This window comes from Gilliamella sp. W8136 (assembly GCF_016101285.1).
Classification (GTDB): domain Bacteria; phylum Pseudomonadota; class Gammaproteobacteria; order Enterobacterales; family Orbaceae; genus Gilliamella; species Gilliamella apicola_N.
In genome coordinates this window covers 29,628-46,804 of the sequence record NZ_JACFQU010000001.1, presented here as the reverse complement: position 1 = coordinate 46,804, position 17,177 = coordinate 29,628, and the positions used below count along the sequence as shown (strand labels likewise).

The following is a 17,177-nucleotide window of genomic DNA, read 5'->3' as shown; positions in this document are numbered from 1 at the left end:
ATCTATTTTTAAAATCAAGCGACATTATCTTAACATATAACAATTTGTTTTATTTGATTTATTTTTTAGTTTTTACATTTCTTGTATATTTTAATTATTTTCACTATTATTACATGGTGTAATTTTACACGATGCTTGAGAAATGAGATGTTATTTAAAATATTAAAATTTTTTTTAAAGATGTTATTCCATGTAAAAGTTCATGGGAATCTTAACAATTTAAAACAAGACAGATTGCTTATCACACCGAATCACGTTTCTTTCCTTGATGGTATTCTAATCGGCGTTTTTTTACCAGTAAGACCTGTTTTTGCTATCTACGCAGGTTATATCAATCATTGGTTAGTACGTCTAGCCAAACATTATGTGGATTTTGTGCCAATGGATCCAATTAGTCCTATGGCCATTAAACGTTTAGTTCGCGAAATTGAAAAAGGTCGTCCAATTGTTATTTTTCCTGAAGGAAGAATTACAGTAACAGGTTCCTTAATGAAAGTTTATGATGGCGCTGCTTTTGTCGCAGCTCGATCACAAGCAACCATTGTACCTGTCTGGATTGAAGGTGCAGAGTTTACCATAACCAGTCGCTTGAAAGGATTATTTAAACGTCACTTATTCCCTAAAATAACGATTCATGTGCTTGAACCAACATCCATTCCTATGCCGGATGCACCCAAAGCTAGTGAAAGACGCTATATTGCCGGTGAAAAACTTCATCAAATAATGATGAATGCTCGTATGGGAAGTCGTCCTAAATTAACTCTTTTTGAAGCACTGCTTGAAGCTCAAGTACGCTACGGCGTAAAATCACGGATGGTACAAGATCCCACAACTAATGAAGCAACTTATCGCAATTTAATTAAACAAATTATTGGTATTAGCTGCATTCTTTCTAAATTTACTCAGAAAAAAGAACGCGTTGGGGTTCTACTACCTAATGCAACGATTACCGTTGCTACCATTTTTGGTTTATCAGTTAAAAACCGTATTCCAGCAATGCTCAACTATACCGCAGGAACAAAAGGTTTAACCTGCGCAATTACAGCAGCTGAAATCAAAACCATTATCACTTCACGTAAATTTATCCAAAAAGGAAAACTCGACTATTTACTTGAAGAAATCAAAGATGTTAAATGGTGTTTCTTAGAAGATTTACGCAGTAGTTTAACATTTACCGACAAACTTTATATTGCCGTTCATCAGTTTATACCACGTTTAGTTAAACAAGCTCAAACCAGTGATGACGAAGCGTTGGTATTATTCACATCTGGTTCTGAAGGTAACCCTAAAGGTGTTGTGCATAGTCATGGTAGCTTGCTTGCCAATGTCGAGCAAATTCGAACCGTTATTGACCCAACGCCAGCTGACCGCTTTATGTCTGCATTACCGTTATTCCATGCTTTTGGTATCACCGCTGGGCTATTTTTACCAATATTTTCCGGTAGCCGTACTTTCTTATATCCAAATCCTTTACATTATCGTATGGTGCCTGAAATAATTTATGACCAAAACTGTACCGTTTTATTTGGTACGCCTACTTTCTTAGCCAATTATGCTCGTTATGCCCACCCTTATGATTTTATGCGTTTACGTTATGTGGTTGCTGGTGCGGAAAAACTATCTGACGCAGTACGTGAGCAATGGAAAGATAAATATGGTATTCGTATTCTAGAGGGCTATGGTGTTACTGAATGCGGACCGGTTGTGTCACTGAATGTTCCAATGGCATTTAAAGCTGGCACAGTAGGCCGATTATTACCGGGTATGACCTCAAAATTAATCCCAATTCCAGGTATTTCTGATGGTGGAGAATTACTCGTTAAGGGACCTAATGTAATGAAAGGTTACTTACGAGTAGAAAACCCAGGAAAATTGGAAGAACCAACCGCAACCAATGAACAAGGTCAACCGGAAAAAGGTTGGTATGATACCGGCGACATTGTTTCTATTGATAAGCAAGGTTTTTTAACAATCAAAGGACGGTTAAAACGATTTGCTAAAATTGCTGGTGAAATGGTTTCATTAGAAAGTGTTGAAGCGCTTGCTAAAAAAGTCGATTCTGAAGCTATGCACGGTGCAACAGTAAAAAGTGATGCAGCAAAAGGGGAAGCAATTGTATTATTTACTACATCGCCTGAGCTAAATCGCGAACAACTTAATCAAGCAGCTCAAGAACTGGGTATTCCAGCATTAGCTATACCGCGTGATATTCGTGTTGTTAAAGAGTTACCACTTCTTGGTACAGGTAAAATTGATTTTATTACCTTAAGAAAAATGGCTGACCAATAACTTAAGGATATCATATGAAACAACTGTCACTATTAAGCAAAGGCATGGTTGCGACCATGCTAGCGCAGTTTTTTTCAGCCTTTGCTGATAATGCAATCTTCTTTGCCATATTGGCATTCATTAAAAATTTACATTATCCAGAATGGAGCCAGTCAGCATTACAAATTGGTTTTGTTGTGCCTTTTATTATACTTTCCCCTTTTGTCGGTCAATTTGCTGATAGTATGTCCAAAGGAAAAGTTATGATGATTTCAAACGGTATAAAGTTATTAGGTGCCGGTTGTATCTGTTTAAACTTAAGTCCATTTGTAGGCTATTTTTTAGTTGGTATTGGTGCTGCAGCATATTCTCCAGCAAAATATGGAATTTTGGGAGAACTTACCAGTGGTGATAATTTAGTAAAAGCTAATGGATTAATTGAAGCATCAACGATTGCTGCTATTCTGCTTGGGTCATTAGCAGGCGGACATATTGCCGATCTTAATGTAACTGCGGCGTTATTTGCGTGTGTATTTATGTATGGACTTGCTGTAATTGCTAACATTTTTATTCCTAAATTACCTGCTGCAAGACAAAATATTCAATGGCAATTTTTAAGTATGGTCAAAGATTTTGCTAATACGGTTAAAATAATATTTACCAACAGGCAAGTACTGTTTACATTATTAGGCACAAGTTTATTTTGGGGCGCAGGTATTACTTTACGTTTTCTGTTGATCAGTTGGGTTCCTGTCGTTTTAGATATTCACGATAATGCCACACCAACCAACCTTAATGCTATTGTTGCTATTGGTATTGTAATTGGTGCTGGACTGGCTAGTACATTTATCTCAATAAATAACACATTACGTTGTATTCCAGCAGGAATTATGATGGGAATTATGGTAATTGCTTTTACATTACAAGGTAATATTATTTCATCTTATATTTTGTTAGTTGTCATTGGGGCTTTAGGTGGCTTCTTTTTAGTACCTTTAAATGCTTTTATTCAAAAAATAGGTAAAGATTTAGTTGGTGCGGGCAGTGTGATTTCGGTACAAAACTTAAGTGAATACACGGCTATGATGGTAATGTTAGGGCTTTACACTTTAGCTGTTGCTATGGATTTACCTGTTATAGCAATCGGTGTTGGTTTTGGCGGTTTATTTGCTATTGTAATTTTATTGTTATGGTTAGGATTAAAAAAACATGCAAAAAATTAATCTTTCAGAGATGATAACCGAAAGTCGCAATCCTAATAGCGAACATATTGATAACTGTTCAACATTAGAGATACTTAAAATTATCAATAATGAAGATAAACAAGTGGCGTTAGCTGTTGAAAAGGAACTTTATAATATAGCTCAAGCAGTTGATGCTATCAGCCAAGCTTTTTTAAAACAAGGTCGATTAATTTATCTTGGTGCCGGTACCTCTGGTCGATTGGGTATTTTAGATGCCAGCGAGTGCCCACCTACTTATGGCTCACCACCGCAGCAGGTCATAGGCTTAATAGCTGGTGGAACACCAGCTATTTTTAAAGCAGTTGAAAACGCTGAAGATAATCCTAATCAAGCTATCAATGATTTAGCCAATATTGATTTTGGCACTAACGATATTTTAGTCGGTATTGCAGCTAGTGGGCGCACACCTTATGTAATAGGTGGTATGCAATATGCCAAATCACTGGGAGCAATAGTTATTAGTTTATGTTGTAATCCTAAGGCACCAATGATTAAATTAGCAGACATCGCTATTACCCCAATTGTTGGAGCTGAAGTGATCACGGGTTCATCAAGAATGAAAGCTGGCACTGCACAAAAGTTAGTACTCAATATGCTAACTACCGCAAGCATGATCAAAATTGGCAAAGTTTACGGCAATTTAATGGTTGATGTTGAAGCAACGAATGCCAAGCTCATTGAACGACAAATATCAATCGTTATGCAAGCTACTGATTGCAGTCGTGAAACAGCAATAGCTGCATTGAATAAATGCAAAAAACATTGTAAAACAGCAATATTAATGATTCTTGCGGATATTGATGAGTTACAAGCAAAAAAAATATTGTTACAAAATAATGATTCTATTCGCAAAGCAATAAATAACCACCCTGCATAAATTGCTAAATAACACAAATTGGTATACCCAATTTGTGACTCAAGTCTAATTTTTCATTCACAGCAATTGAAATAACCATTTATAAAAACAATAATTTTGCTCTAATTTCAAATGTTACTATGTTCATTCATTGATGGATTTTTTGAAAAAACTAATTCAAATTTTATTTAAGTTTTATTTTATAAAAGGAAAATCTATGAAAAAATCATTACTAAAACTTAATATTGCCGCCGTCTTAATTGGTCTATTTGCTCTATCCCTCCCAACATTTGCGAGTAATCAAAATAATTCACATAACGTTGATAATCATCAAGTCGATATCAACCAAACTGCTGATGCCACTTTGGTTCAAACCCGATATGGTATGGTAAAAGGTCAATTCGATAAAATAAATAACGTTATTGTTTGGACGGGCATACCTTATGCCAAATCACCAGCTGGTCAACTAAGGTGGAAAAAACCCGTTGATCCTGAACCATGGGAAAGCGTATTAGATGCAACCCAAGCAAGCAAAGTCGCATTTCAGATTAAAGAAAATAAAGTTATTGGGTCAGATGACAGTCTAAATCTCAATATATATCGACCTAATAATAAATCGAATAATTTACCAGTACTGGTTTATATTCACGGTGGAAATAATCAAAATGGTAAAGCGGAGGAAATGACAGGAAATACCATGGTAAATGACATTGACGGTATTTTTGTCTCAATTAATTATCGTTTAGGACCATTGGGATTCAATCCACTTCCTGCCTTACAAACTGGTGATAAACTCGAAGATTCAGGAAATTATGCTCTACTTGATATTGCAAAATCCTTAGATTGGATAAAAGATAATATAACTAATTTTGGCGGAGACGCTAATAATATAACCGTATCTGGTTTTTCTGCTGGTGGGCGAGATGTAATGGCAATGTTAATCTCGCCTATTTTCAAAGACAAATTCCAAAAAGCAATATCTTTTAGTGGTGGCATGACTATTGCGGATAAACAAGATAGCGTAAAAGTATTTGCTAAGGCTATCGCTCCCCTTGTTGTTGAAGATAAAATAAAACCAACCCAAGAAGAAGCTTATAATTGGCTGTTAACTAATCACTCTGATGTAAGAAATTATCTTTATAGTTTATCTTCACAACGACTAGTATCACTTATGGGGAATGCTGGAATAAGAATGAGCGTTTTTCCACATTTATATAATGATGGATATGTCATTCCTAAAAACGGTTTTAATACTCATGAATATAATTCTGTGCCATTGATTATGTTAACTGGCACCGGCGAATTTTCATTATTCGCCCAAACATCCCCTTATTTTAGTGATGCTTTCAACAATGGTTTACCAACAGGCAAGAAACTTAAAGAATTTAATTTTACCAATAAATATGGGGGGCGTTTATATGACCTATTTAATGTAGCAGATTCTGCGCAGAAAATGGCTCCCTTTTATAAAGCCAAAATTTATGGGGTAGAAATAGAATTTGGTCAAGACACCAATAGTGTTGGTTCCCAAATGGCATTATTTGGTGCTTTTCATGGAGTTTTCTTACCATTATTGGATGCTAATTCACAAAATTATGATGGTTTCATTGGTAATGCATATAAAACTCAAGGCGCCAAACAATTAAGTATGACATTCAAAAAATACCTTAATAATTTTATTCATTCAGGTGATCCTAATGGAACTAATTTAGTTTATTGGAATAATTGGACCGCTGACCATAGTAAGGCAAATAATGCCTATTTATACATGAACGCAGATAAAGTAAAAGCCATTGCGTATATGGGAGGCAAAAAGTTTACCTACAGTGATGTACTTAATGAAATGGATGTTGATCAATCAATTAATCAAGAAACGAAAAATATCATCATTTCTGAAGTTTTAAACGGTCGCTGGTTTAGTGCTGAACTTGATCAAAGGTATAAAAATAAATCATTATGGATTAAATAAGTTAAGTAATCTTATGCACAATATATTCTGTATTATCATTTGATAACCATATATTGTGCCTAATAAAGATCATAAAAAAGTTTACAAATCGATAAAATAAAATTGAGTAACCAATAATCTAAATATTTTTTCAAAAAAATTATAGCAATTATCCAAACATCAAGAAATTCTTAATTTTAGGGAAAAAATAAATTATTTATTTTTGATTATTGTGATTTTTTTCGATTATAACGAGATGTTTTTTAATAACATAATCTATTATCTATGTCACAACTTTTAACAAATGCAATGATTTAATAATAAAATTTATAATATAATAAATATATTCTTTGATGGAATAAATATATTCTTTAATGGAATAAATATGCAGTCAGATTTACACTAAAAAACCTTTGCTTTTTTTGCGTGGTAAAAGAGTGACATTTTTTTATTGTAGCAAATAACTGAATTAGTAATAATTTTTTAGAGTAATTTTATAACACATTTATATTATTCAATAATATAAAAATCCGGAGGAAATCATATGGTAGGAATTATCCTAGCTACTCATGGGGAGTTTGCTGAAGGTATTCTACAATCAGGATCGATGATCTTTGGAGAGCAAGAAAATGTTAAAGCCATTACCTTGCATCCTAGTGACAGTCCAGAAAGTTTAAAAGAACGAATGCAGGAAGCAATCGCAACATTTGACAATCAAGATGAAGTATTATTTTTAGTAGATTTATGGGGCGGCACACCTTTTAATCAGGCTAATAATTTGTGTGGCGAACACAGTAATTGGGCGATCGTTGCCGGTTTAAATCTTCCAATGCTTATTGAAGCTTACTCTTCACGTTTTTCAATGGAGACCGCCAAAGAAATTGCTGCTGCAATTATTGAACCTGCAAGAGAAGGGGTCAAAGCAACTGTTGATGCACCAAATCAAAATTCACCAACAACCCAAGTATCTAACACAATACCAGAAGGAACGGTACTTGGTGATGGCAAAATGAAAATTGTCTTAGCGCGAGTTGATTCACGATTATTACATGGACAAGTTGCAACTGCTTGGACTAAATCAACCAATCCTAATCGTATAATTGTGGTTTCTGATTCCGTCGCTAAAGATGAATTAAGAAAAAAACTTATTCAAGAAGCTGCACCTCCTGGAGTTAAAGCAAACGTTGTACCAATTAAAAAAATAATTGAAGTATCGCATGACCCTCGATTTGGCAATACTAAAGCCTTGCTCTTATTTGAAAACCCTCAAGATGTTTTACGTGCGATAGAAGGTGGTGTCGATATTGATGTTCTTAATATTGGCTCAATGGCACATTCTGTTGGTAAAGTCATGGTTAACAAAGTACTTTCAATGAATGCTGATGATGTTGATGCATTTGAAAAATTGAAAGCCAAAAACGTTAAATTTGATGTTCGCAAAGTACCAAATGATTCCAATAGTAATATGGATGATTTATTGAAAAAAGCGAAAGAAGAATTAGCTGAACAAAAAAATTAGTTTTATTTAAGGGGTTATATATTATGACATTATCAATCGTTGCTATCATATTAGTGATAGCTATTGCCTTTCTAGCCGGTATGGAAGGTATTTTAGATCAATTTCAATTTCACCAGCCACTTGTTGCATGTTCATTAATTGGACTTGTGACTGGTAATTTAGACGCGGGTGTAGTATTAGGTGGATCGTTACAAATGATTGCTTTAGGTTGGGCAAATATTGGGGCAGCCGTAGCACCTGATGCCGCACTCGCCGCCGTTGCATCATCGATTATTTTAGTTTTAGGTGGTCAAGGCGTTGCAGGCGTATCAACAGCTATTGCAGTAGCTATTCCACTTGCGGTTGCTGGATTATTTTTAACTATGATTGTGCGAACTATCGCCGTTCCATTAGTTCATATGATGGATGCCGCAGCAGAAGAAGGTAATATTCGTAAAATCGAATGGTTGCAAATTTTAGGTATCTGCTTGCAAGGTCTACGTATTGCCATTCCAGCAGCTGCGTTACTTTTCATTCCTGCAGAAACGGTAAGAGAAGCCTTAAATGCAATGCCTGAATGGTTAACAACCGGTATGGCTATTGGTGGTGGTATGGTTGTTGCAGTTGGTTATGCAATGGTAATAAACATGATGGCAAACCGTGAAGTATGGCCATTTTTCATTATTGGCTTTGTGGTTGCCGCTATATCACAATTAACATTAATTGCCCTTGGTGCGTTAGGAATTGCATTAGCACTGATATATCTCAATCTTTCTGAACGCGGCAATTCATCAAATGGCGGTAGTAAAGGTGATCCGCTTGATGATATTTTGAATGATTACTAAGAACTTGGAGAAGAAAATGACAGATAGAATTCAATTAAGCAAAAAAGATCGTTTAGCTGTTGCTTGGCGTTCAACTTTCCTTCAAGGTTCTTGGAACTATGAACGTATGCAAAATGGTGGTTGGGTTTATTCTATGATCCCTGCTATCAAAAAATTATATACCACGAAAGAAGACCGCTCAGCAGCGCTAAAACGTCATTTAGAGTTTTTTAATACCCATCCATATTTAGCATCACCTGTTTTAGGTGTAACGCTTGCTTTAGAAGAAGAGCGCGCCAACGGTGCCGCTGTTGATGATGTTGCCATTCAAGGGGTAAAAGTTGGGATGATGGGACCTTTAGCTGGGGTTGGTGATCCAGTGTTTTGGTTTACGGTACGACCAATGCTTGGTGCTCTTGGTGCTTCATTAGCGCTTAGTGGTAATATTATGGGTCCTATTTTATTCTTTATATTATGGAATATTATTCGTTGGGGCTTTATGTGGTACACCCAAGAATTTGGTTATCGTACTGGATCGAAAATTACAGATAACCTATCAGGTGGTTTACTACAAAAAATTACTAAAGGCGCATCTATATTAGGGATGTTTGTACTTGCTGCTTTAGTACAAAGGTGGGTATCAATAAAATTCCAGCCCATTGTATCAACAGTCAAACTAGACAATGGTGCATTTATTGACTGGAATTCACTACCTGCGGGGGCTCAAGGTATCCAACAAGCATTACAACAAATGCAAAGTGGATTATCTCTTACTCAAGAAAAAGTCACCACATTACAAAATAACTTAGATCAATTGATACCAGGGCTTGTTCCGTTACTCTTAACATTCTTCTGTATGTGGTTATTACGTAAAAAAGTATCACCAATCATTATCATTGTTGGATTATTTTTAGTAGGTATCGCTGGTCATTTGATTGGTCTTTTATAAACTACTATTTTTGTAAAAATGTTTCAGGAAAGCATAATGTTTCAGTATAAAATTATGCTTTCTGTTAAACAGTCATTATCCTTTTCATCACACAATGTGACGAAAACACGGTGTGTATGAAAAGGATAGTGTTATCAATTCAACCTTAGTTATGGATAGGTAATAGATGGTTCAATCATTGAACACAAAAATTGATTTGACCGTGAAAGCAACCGCTTTTACTGGTTTATCTGAATATGGCAATATAATGATTGGTGATAAAGCATTTGAATTTTATCATCGGCGTGACCCTCGTAAATATATCCAAATTCCTTGGGATGAAGTAGATTATGTTATTGCATCCGTATTATTTGGTGGCAGATGGATTCCTCGTTATTCAATCCAAACAAAAAAAGACGGTACTTTCACCTTTGCCTCTGAAGATCCCAAAAAAACATTAAAAGCAATTCGTGTTTATATTGAGGGACAAAAAATGGTAAGGTCATTAGGTTTTTTTGATGTTTTAAAACGGGCTTTTATTCGTAAAAAGAAGAAAACACAATAGACCAGAAAATAAAACATCGTCAGTATTATTTTTATCCATTTATGACTAAATAAATTCAAAGCAAGCAATATCACGCCTAGCTTCAACAAACAGACATTGCACTTTTTTCTAGAAAGAGTATAATTTCGGGGCTTTGATTTTGTCCATGTTGGGCAAAAGAAAGATTATTTTTTAATTTAAGAGGATGTTATGGTAACTATTCGTTTAGCTCGTGGTGGCTCTAAAAAGCGCCCTTTTTATCAAGTAGTTGTCACTGATAGCCGTAACCCACGTGATGGTCGTTTTATTGAGCGCGTTGGCTTTTTTAATCCAATTGCACAAGGTAAAGCAGAAGAATTACGTTTAGATCTTGATCGCGTAAATCATTGGGTAGGTTTAGGTGCAACAGTTTCTGATCGTGTGAATGCATTGATCAAACAAGCACGAAAAGCTGCTTAATTGAGTAATAAATAGTAACTGTAATGATGAATACTGAGAATCTAATCGTTGTAGGTAAACTTGGTTCTAGCTATGGCATTCGTGGTTGGCTCAGGATTTTTTCGTTTACAGAATTTTCAGATAGCATTTTCGATTACACACCTTGGTATATCCAGCGTGCTGGCAAATGGCAAGAGGTAATCGTAGAAAGCTTCAAACCCCATAATCAGGATATGATTGTAAAACTCAAAGGCGTTGATGATCGTGATCAGGCCAATGCATTAACTAATTTTGAAGTGTATGTTGATGCTGAAAAATTTCCAGAACTTAACAATGGAGATTTTTATTGGAAAGATTTGATTGGCTGTCGAGTAAAAACAGTTAACGGTTATGATTTGGGTCAGGTTACTGACTTAATGGAAACTGGCTCGAATGATGTATTGGTGGTAAAAGCAAATCTAAAAGATGCATTTGGAGCAACAGAACGTTTAATTCCGTTTGTTGATGATCAATTTATAAAACAAGTTGATTTAACAGCAAAAACAATTGTGGTCGATTGGGATCCCGCTTTTTAATTGGTAAGGTAAGAATATGTGGATTGGCGTTATTAGCCTTTTTCCCGAAATGTTCCAAGCAATTACCTGTTATGGTGTGACTGGTCGAGCCGTAAAAAACGGACTGTTAACAGTAGAATATTGGAACCCGCGCGATTTTGCGCATGATAAACATAAGACTGTCGATGATAGGCCTTATGGCGGTGGTCCCGGCATGTTAATGATGGTACAACCACTACGCGATGCAATTCATGCAGCAAAAACAGTAGCAGGTAACGATACAAAAGTAATCTATCTTTCCCCACAAGGGCGCAAATTAAACCAACAAGGTGTTTGTGAGTTATCACAATATCAAAAATTGATTTTGATTTGTGGTCGATACGAAGGTATAGATGAACGCGTTATCCAAACTGAAATTGATGAAGAATGGTCAATTGGGGATTACGTGTTGAGTGGCGGTGAATTACCGGCGATGACGATGATTGATGCATTAGCAAGGTTTATTCCTGGCGTATTAAATCATGAATCATCAGCAGAAGAAGACTCTTTTGCTAACGGGTTACTTGATTGTCCACACTATACTCGACCTGAGGTGTTAGATGGAATGGCGGTGCCTGACGTATTAATGTCTGGTCACCATGAAGCGATTCGTCGCTGGCGATTAAAACAATCCCTAGGACGAACTTGGTTGAGAAGAGAAGATCTTCTTGAAAATCTAGCTCTGACTGATGAAGAGCAATGTTTACTCACTGAATTCCAACGTGAATATCGTGATGAACAGAGCCATTAATATTTCAGTATAACTAGTAAGAGACAAAATTATGAAAAATGCAATTATTCAGCAATTAGAACAAGAACAAATGAAAAAAGACATCCCGTCTTTTCGTCCGGGTGATACGGTTGAAGTAAAAGTATGGGTTGTTGAAGGTAACAAAAAACGTCTTCAAGCTTATGAAGGTGTAGTTGTAGCAATTCGTAATCGTGGTTTACATTCTGCATTTACAGTACGTAAAATTTCGAATGGCGAAGGTGTTGAACGAGTATTCCAAACTCACTCACCAATTGTTGATTCAATTACTGTGAAACGTCGTGGTCAAGTACGTCAAGCTAAACTTTACTACTTACGCGAACTTCGTGGTAAAGCAGCGCGTATTAAAGAACGCCTTAACTAATTCAAATTGGTTAATATTTAATAAACTGATTAAATATATCCAATTAAATATGGTCACCTTTATGGTGACCGTTTTTATGTATATAGTAAAAGTTCATTCCCGCCAACAATCGTTGACAAAATTCAAGCAATATCTAGATCAAATGAAGGTAACATTATGGATAACTATCTTGTTGCGATTCTTGCCACTACAACCAAGTTATTCGCATTAATGACACCACCAGCAGTGCTAAGTGCATTCTTAAGTGGTACTAAACAAAATGATGAACCACAGCGTCGAAAAATTGCACTTAAAACATCGTGTGCGGTGTTCATTATTGGCATTGTGTTGTTCTTTTTTGGTAATACTATGTTTAGTGTTTTCGGTTTTACCCTAGATGCATTCCGTATCGGTTCTGGCGCGTTACTGTTTATCACTGCAGTAGCACTGATGAATGACTCTCCAGATAAAAATAAAATTAGTAGTGATGAGGATATTAGTGTTGTACCGCTTGCAATTCCTCTTTGCATGGGTCCTGCTTCTATCGGTACAATTATTGTTATGGGAACAAGTTCAGTGGGTTTTGCTGCCAATATGGTTGGTGCAGTTTCATTGTTTATTGCTTCTTCGGGCATTTATGCCATGCTTTTATGTGCAAAAAGTATTGCAAAAGTATTAAAAAATACCGGTATTGCTATTTTATCAAAACTAACTGGACTACTAATATCGGCAATTGCTGCACAAGTAGTTTTCACTGGCATATCGGCTTTTCTAAAATAACCAACCTTTATTGACAAATTTTTGTTACGTTATTATGTAAAATAGCGTAACAATTGAATTTGATACCTTATTTAAGATTAATTTATGAGTATTTATCCATTAATTGAATATAAATAATCTTAGTTATTAATGATTAAATTGCGTTTTTTATTGTAGTAATAAGAAGCTAGAATAATGATAATTAAGACAACTTCTGACAATAAAATAAAATGACCCGACTCACCAAACCATACACCAACAATAATCACAATATTAACCATAATTGAAATCGCTGCTAACCATGGAAATAATGGTGATTTAAATTTAATCATCTCTTTAGGATACTTACCACTATTAACGCCTTTACGAAATTGATACTGACACCAAGCGATAATAATCCACGCAAAACAACCTACTTGTCCTGTACCTGAAACTAAATAGAGATAGAGCTTTTCAGCAGCAATATATTTAGAAAATAATGAAACCAAAGCAATAATTGCAATGAATAAGATGCCTTTAGTGGGGACTCCTCGTTTATTGACATCTGAAAAATATTTAGGCGCTAAATTATCCTGTGCCATTGACCATAACATACGTGAACTGGCATAAATAGCTGAGTTGGCCGCCGATATCGCAGCACAAAAAATAACAAACAACATCATGTAAGAAGCAAAAGTAATACCCGCTTTATTAAATACCCACACAAAGGGACTAATTTCATCATGCACGGTTCCATATGGGTAAACTAATGCTAAAACCGCAATGGCTAATACATAAAACAGAATAATTCTGAATGCGACACCTGTAATAATTTTAGGTAATACTGTTTGAGGTGACTCAGCTTCACCTGCTGCACTACCAATTAATTCAACGCCTTGAAACGAATACGTCACAATGGTCATACATACAAAAATCGATAAAAAACCGTTAGGAAACCAGCCATGTTCTGTTTTAAAAGTAGGTAATATATGAGTTTGAGTATATTGCTGATACAGAAGATAAATGCCAATACCAATAAATGCTATAATTGCCAGTACTTTAATGGTTGAAAACCAATACTCACTTTCACCAAAAGCACGCACAGAAGTTAGATGAACTGAGGTTATAACAACTAAAATCAATAAGCTAAAAAGATAAATAGGAATAGCAGGAAAAAATTGGTGGGCAATCATAGAAGCGGCTGTTAAATCTGCTGCCATAGACAGAACCCAACTAAGCCAATATAACCAACCAATGGTATAACTCCAAATCGGATTTGGAATAAACATCAATGCATAATGTTGAAAAGAGCCAGCATGTGGAAATGCACAAGAAAGCTCACCTAAACATAACATTGTTGCTAACATTATGCTACCAGCCATTAAATAAGCGATGATAGTCCCCAATGGCCCTACCGTTGTTAATGGTGCAGCGATACCAATAAATAAACCGGTACCAATCGATCCCCCTAACGAAATCATTAGCAGATGACGATTTTTAAGATTCTTTTTTAAATTACTGGGATTTTGGCTTTGTTGTGATGCTGATGTTGCCATGTATAAACCGCCTAATCATTGATAAAAACTGCTGGTTACCCAGCAGTTAACACAAATTAATAGATAAACCGTTTTTCTACACCACTAGTTTGACAAGCCATTAGCAAGGCAGTGTAATCAAGCTCAAATCCAATCATATCACCGACTTTAAGAGTTTGAGTCACATCTTCAATATCGACTAATGTATGATCACTGGTTTGACCAAGTACAGTAATGTTATCATCGATCGGCACACAGCTTTCAGCCGGTACATCTTGACGTCCAAAAGCAAGCAGCGCTCGTTTACGTACGCCATGATCGACAAACGTTTTACTATTTAGAAAAGCATCTACCCCTAACTCACCAACTGGAACGGTTGGTTTACTATTAAGCTCAATAATTTGTGCATATAATTTATACATATCACTACAAGCTTTTTCTACAGGTTTATTTGAGTGATGAAATTCATCAAGATATTTCATATCTACATACTCAATACCAAACTCATGTAAACCACCAATCCGGATGTGATTTAGTCCTTCAGGCCAGATACCCTTATCTAATAAATGATAACTAGTACAATTACCGGCTGATAAATATTGTATTTTAATATTGCAAGCATTTTCTACTTTACGCGCAATTTCTAAAAAGTCTACTCCATTTTTAACTGTCGGTAGCACAGTACCGTAACAGTTAAAATTGGTGCCAAGCCCATAAAGCTCAACACCCGGTAAAGATAAAATAAGTTTGACCGTATCAATAATTTCATCAATATGTTCAAACCAAATACCTTCGCGTAAATCACCCATATCAACCATTAATAAAACTTGGTGAACCTTTTGTTGCTTGACGGCTTCGTCTGAAAGTGCTTGAATCACCGTTTTTTCACTGTTTAAGCTAATATCTGCATATTTAACTACTTCACTAATTTCGCTTAAACAAGGACTACGTAACAGGCAGGTTTTACACCCTAAAGCATCTTTTAATTTTTTCAAATTATAGGTTCTTGATTCAGCAATAACATCAATACCGCCATCTAGAACTGCTTTTGCAGTTTCAACACAACCATCAAACACTTTATTAACTGCCATTACTTCAATGCCGTGTTTAGCAAGTAACTCTTTTTCAACACGAGCATTGTCCTTTAATTTTCCTAAATCAATTTCCAATACAGGTTTGTACATAAATTTACTCCTCTATATCTTATTGTTGTTGCAAGCGATTACGTTTTTGTGCGCGATGATATATCCATTCAGCTAACACAATTGCAAGCACTGCACCACCAACAATTTTCGCGATATACTCAACATAACCACCCATATCGATTTGTGCTGGTGGAATAAACACTAAGATCACCGCAAATAGCGTAGATAAGAAGCCTAAACCAGGTAAAACAATTGGTAATACTTTACCAGGGATCTTAAAGCTACGTGGTACATCTGGTTGAGTAATACGTAAGCGATAGTACGCAATAAACATCACTAAATAAGGAATAAAGTAACAAATGGTTGTTAATGCGGTTAACATCCAATAAGCAGCAGCAATACTTGGTGATACGAACGTTGAGAAACAAAGTACGGTCACAATGATTGCTTGGATAACTAAAGCAAATGCTGGTGTTTGATACACAGGATGTAAACGACCAATGCGTTCACCAAGCAAATTATCCTCTTTAGATGCTTCTTGTAACATATAGATAGGCCCAACTAACCATGAGTTAATTTGACCTAATGCACCAAAGAATAAACAGATTGCCATTACTGGTAATAACCAAGGCATATGTAGCTCTTTAGCAGCAGCCTCCATTGCTTGCATTACACCGGCAACAATATCAGTATCGGCAGCAGGTAATAAGGTATTAATCGCCCAAGTACCAATCATATAGATACCAACGATAACAATTGCAGATACAGCCATCGCTTTAGGAAAGTCACGTTGTGGATCACGAGTACGACCAGCAATCATTGGTGCAACTTCAAGTCCAGCAAAAGCAAACATCATGCTTGATAAAAAGACAATTGTATCCCAGCTACTTAAATCTGGAATCCAATCACTAACATGACTATAGTCAGTTGCCATTGGGTGGCCTGTCATCAACCAGACAATTGCCAATAAAACAATGATAGCAGCAGGAATAAACACCCCTAACCATGCACTAACACTGTTTATAATTTTAGTCCATTTCATACCTTTGATATTCATTAATGTTAAAATCCAAAATACCACCATGGAACCAACACCAATAAACACCTGATTTTGGGCTAACTCGGCACTAAACATGTAACCAATTGCAGTAAAACCAAATTGTAACATTAATGGGAAGAATAGAACGCATGAGAATAAGAAACAAACAACCACTATCCAGCCAACTCGTTTACCAAACGCTTCTTTTACCCAAACAAAAATCCCCCCATCTTTTGGCCAACCAGTAGAAAGTTCACCACAAACCATCGCTAAAGGGAAAAACAAACAAAATGCAGCAAGAAGCCAAAGCACCATTGCTGACGCTCCGTAAGGAGCAACATTAGGAATTTGACGTAAACTTAGTATGGCTATGACATTCATAAATACAATGTCTTTAATACCAAGTAAACTTGAATCTTTAGAATCACTCATAATAACCTCACATTATAATATCTGGGGCGAGAAGT

Annotated in this window: 15 protein-coding genes and 2 pseudogenes; 14 read left to right on the top strand and 3 right to left on the bottom strand. The window is 35.8% G+C overall.

Annotated features, from left to right (window positions below; genetic code table 11):
* Positions 1–147 precede the first annotated feature (147 nt).
* From aas to H3T96_RS00130, 14 genes and pseudogenes are all read left to right on the top strand, one after another.
* Positions 148–2,289: a bifunctional acyl-ACP--phospholipid O-acyltransferase/long-chain-fatty-acid--ACP ligase gene (gene aas, locus H3T96_RS00190; RefSeq protein WP_039126653.1), complete on the top strand. Its 2,142-nt coding sequence runs from the start codon at positions 148–150 to the stop codon at positions 2,287–2,289.
* A gap of 14 nt (positions 2,290–2,303) precedes the next feature.
* On the top strand, positions 2,304–3,491 hold the full coding sequence (gene lplT / locus H3T96_RS00185) for a lysophospholipid transporter LplT (protein ID WP_144091272.1): 1,188 nt from the start codon (positions 2,304–2,306) through the stop codon (positions 3,489–3,491).
* A complete protein-coding gene (gene murQ / locus H3T96_RS00180; protein WP_144091271.1) occupies positions 3,478–4,389 on the top strand; it encodes an N-acetylmuramic acid 6-phosphate etherase in 912 nt (303 codons plus the stop codon). The genes lplT and murQ overlap by 14 nt, the downstream gene beginning before the upstream one ends.
* A 196-nt stretch (positions 4,390–4,585) precedes the next feature.
* On the top strand, positions 4,586–6,337 hold the full coding sequence (locus H3T96_RS00175; protein ID WP_144091270.1) for a carboxylesterase family protein: 1,752 nt from the start codon (positions 4,586–4,588) through the stop codon (positions 6,335–6,337).
* 523 nt (positions 6,338–6,860) lie between these two features.
* Positions 6,861–7,241: pseudogene (locus H3T96_RS14915) on the top strand (PTS sugar transporter subunit IIA); the annotation flags it as partial.
* Positions 7,242–7,292: 51 nt separating this feature from the next.
* A pseudogene (locus H3T96_RS14910) lies at positions 7,293–7,835 on the top strand (PTS system mannose/fructose/N-acetylgalactosamine-transporter subunit IIB); the annotation flags it as partial.
* Between the two features lie 23 nt (positions 7,836–7,858).
* The gene (locus H3T96_RS00165) at positions 7,859–8,659 is read left to right on the top strand and encodes a PTS mannose/fructose/sorbose transporter subunit IIC (protein WP_144091268.1); all 801 of its coding nucleotides are present in this window, start codon (positions 7,859–7,861) and stop codon (positions 8,657–8,659) included.
* 16 nt (positions 8,660–8,675) lie between these two features.
* The gene (locus tag H3T96_RS00160; RefSeq protein WP_039126672.1) at positions 8,676–9,587 is read left to right on the top strand and encodes a PTS system mannose/fructose/sorbose family transporter subunit IID; all 912 of its coding nucleotides are present in this window, start codon (positions 8,676–8,678) and stop codon (positions 9,585–9,587) included.
* A 166-nt stretch (positions 9,588–9,753) separates the two neighbouring features.
* A complete protein-coding gene (locus tag H3T96_RS00155) occupies positions 9,754–10,131 on the top strand; it encodes a DUF956 family protein (RefSeq protein WP_039126675.1) in 378 nt (125 codons plus the stop codon).
* A 189-nt stretch (positions 10,132–10,320) separates the two neighbouring features.
* Positions 10,321–10,569, top strand: coding sequence for a 30S ribosomal protein S16 (gene rpsP / locus H3T96_RS00150; RefSeq protein WP_039126678.1), 249 nt, complete (start codon positions 10,321–10,323; stop codon positions 10,567–10,569).
* 23 nt (positions 10,570–10,592) lie between these two features.
* Positions 10,593–11,123 carry a ribosome maturation factor RimM gene (rimM, locus tag H3T96_RS00145; RefSeq protein ID WP_039126681.1) on the top strand — a complete coding sequence of 177 codons (531 nt, stop codon included), beginning with the start codon at positions 10,593–10,595 and terminating at the stop codon, positions 11,121–11,123.
* 16 nt (positions 11,124–11,139) lie between these two features.
* Positions 11,140–11,892, top strand: a complete 753-nt coding sequence (gene trmD / locus H3T96_RS00140; protein WP_039126684.1) for a tRNA (guanosine(37)-N1)-methyltransferase TrmD — start codon at positions 11,140–11,142, stop codon at positions 11,890–11,892.
* A gap of 31 nt (positions 11,893–11,923) precedes the next feature.
* The gene (rplS, locus tag H3T96_RS00135; protein ID WP_025314641.1) at positions 11,924–12,274 is read left to right on the top strand and encodes a 50S ribosomal protein L19; all 351 of its coding nucleotides are present in this window, start codon (positions 11,924–11,926) and stop codon (positions 12,272–12,274) included.
* A gap of 156 nt (positions 12,275–12,430) precedes the next feature.
* Positions 12,431–13,033, top strand: coding sequence for a MarC family protein (locus tag H3T96_RS00130; protein ID WP_039126690.1), 603 nt, complete (start codon positions 12,431–12,433; stop codon positions 13,031–13,033).
* A gap of 119 nt (positions 13,034–13,152) precedes the next feature.
* Here H3T96_RS00130 and H3T96_RS00125 read toward each other — a convergent pair whose 3' ends face one another.
* The 3 genes from H3T96_RS00125 to H3T96_RS00115 are packed head-to-tail and all read right to left on the bottom strand — an operon-like array spanning position 13,153 to position 17,142.
* Positions 13,153–14,547 carry an amino acid permease gene (locus tag H3T96_RS00125; protein WP_198248552.1) on the bottom strand — a complete coding sequence of 465 codons (1,395 nt, stop codon included), beginning with the start codon at positions 14,545–14,547 and terminating at the stop codon, positions 13,153–13,155.
* Between the two features lie 56 nt (positions 14,548–14,603).
* Complete coding sequence (locus H3T96_RS00120; RefSeq protein WP_144091267.1) at positions 14,604–15,710, bottom strand: alanine/ornithine racemase family PLP-dependent enzyme; 1,107 nt, start codon at positions 15,708–15,710, stop codon at positions 14,604–14,606.
* 19 nt (positions 15,711–15,729) lie between these two features.
* On the bottom strand, positions 15,730–17,142 hold the full coding sequence (locus H3T96_RS00115) for an APC family permease (protein WP_039126697.1): 1,413 nt from the start codon (positions 17,140–17,142) through the stop codon (positions 15,730–15,732).
* Between the last annotated feature and the right edge of the window lie 35 nt (positions 17,143–17,177).

Excerpts from the sequence above, each read along its gene's own strand:
- aas (WP_039126653.1), top strand. The coding sequence starts at position 148 with ATGTTATTTAAAATATTAAAATTTTTTTTAAAGATGTTATTCCATGTA.
- lplT (WP_144091272.1), top strand. The coding sequence starts at position 2,304 with ATGAAACAACTGTCACTATTAAGCAAAGGCATGGTTGCGACCATGCTA.
- murQ (WP_144091271.1), top strand. The coding sequence starts at position 3,478 with ATGCAAAAAATTAATCTTTCAGAGATGATAACCGAAAGTCGCAATCCT.
- H3T96_RS00175 (WP_144091270.1), top strand. The coding sequence starts at position 4,586 with ATGAAAAAATCATTACTAAAACTTAATATTGCCGCCGTCTTAATTGGT.
- H3T96_RS00165 (WP_144091268.1), top strand. The coding sequence starts at position 7,859 with ATGACATTATCAATCGTTGCTATCATATTAGTGATAGCTATTGCCTTT.
- H3T96_RS00160 (WP_039126672.1), top strand. The coding sequence starts at position 8,676 with ATGACAGATAGAATTCAATTAAGCAAAAAAGATCGTTTAGCTGTTGCT.
- H3T96_RS00155 (WP_039126675.1), top strand. The coding sequence starts at position 9,754 with ATGGTTCAATCATTGAACACAAAAATTGATTTGACCGTGAAAGCAACC.
- rpsP (WP_039126678.1), top strand. The coding sequence starts at position 10,321 with ATGGTAACTATTCGTTTAGCTCGTGGTGGCTCTAAAAAGCGCCCTTTT.
- rimM (WP_039126681.1), top strand. The coding sequence starts at position 10,593 with ATGATGAATACTGAGAATCTAATCGTTGTAGGTAAACTTGGTTCTAGC.
- trmD (WP_039126684.1), top strand. The coding sequence starts at position 11,140 with ATGTGGATTGGCGTTATTAGCCTTTTTCCCGAAATGTTCCAAGCAATT.
- rplS (WP_025314641.1), top strand. The coding sequence starts at position 11,924 with ATGAAAAATGCAATTATTCAGCAATTAGAACAAGAACAAATGAAAAAA.
- H3T96_RS00130 (WP_039126690.1), top strand. The coding sequence starts at position 12,431 with ATGGATAACTATCTTGTTGCGATTCTTGCCACTACAACCAAGTTATTC.
- H3T96_RS00125 (WP_198248552.1), bottom strand. The coding sequence starts at position 14,547 with ATGGCAACATCAGCATCACAACAAAGCCAAAATCCCAGTAATTTAAAA.
- H3T96_RS00120 (WP_144091267.1), bottom strand. The coding sequence starts at position 15,710 with ATGTACAAACCTGTATTGGAAATTGATTTAGGAAAATTAAAGGACAAT.
- H3T96_RS00115 (WP_039126697.1), bottom strand. The coding sequence starts at position 17,142 with ATGAGTGATTCTAAAGATTCAAGTTTACTTGGTATTAAAGACATTGTA.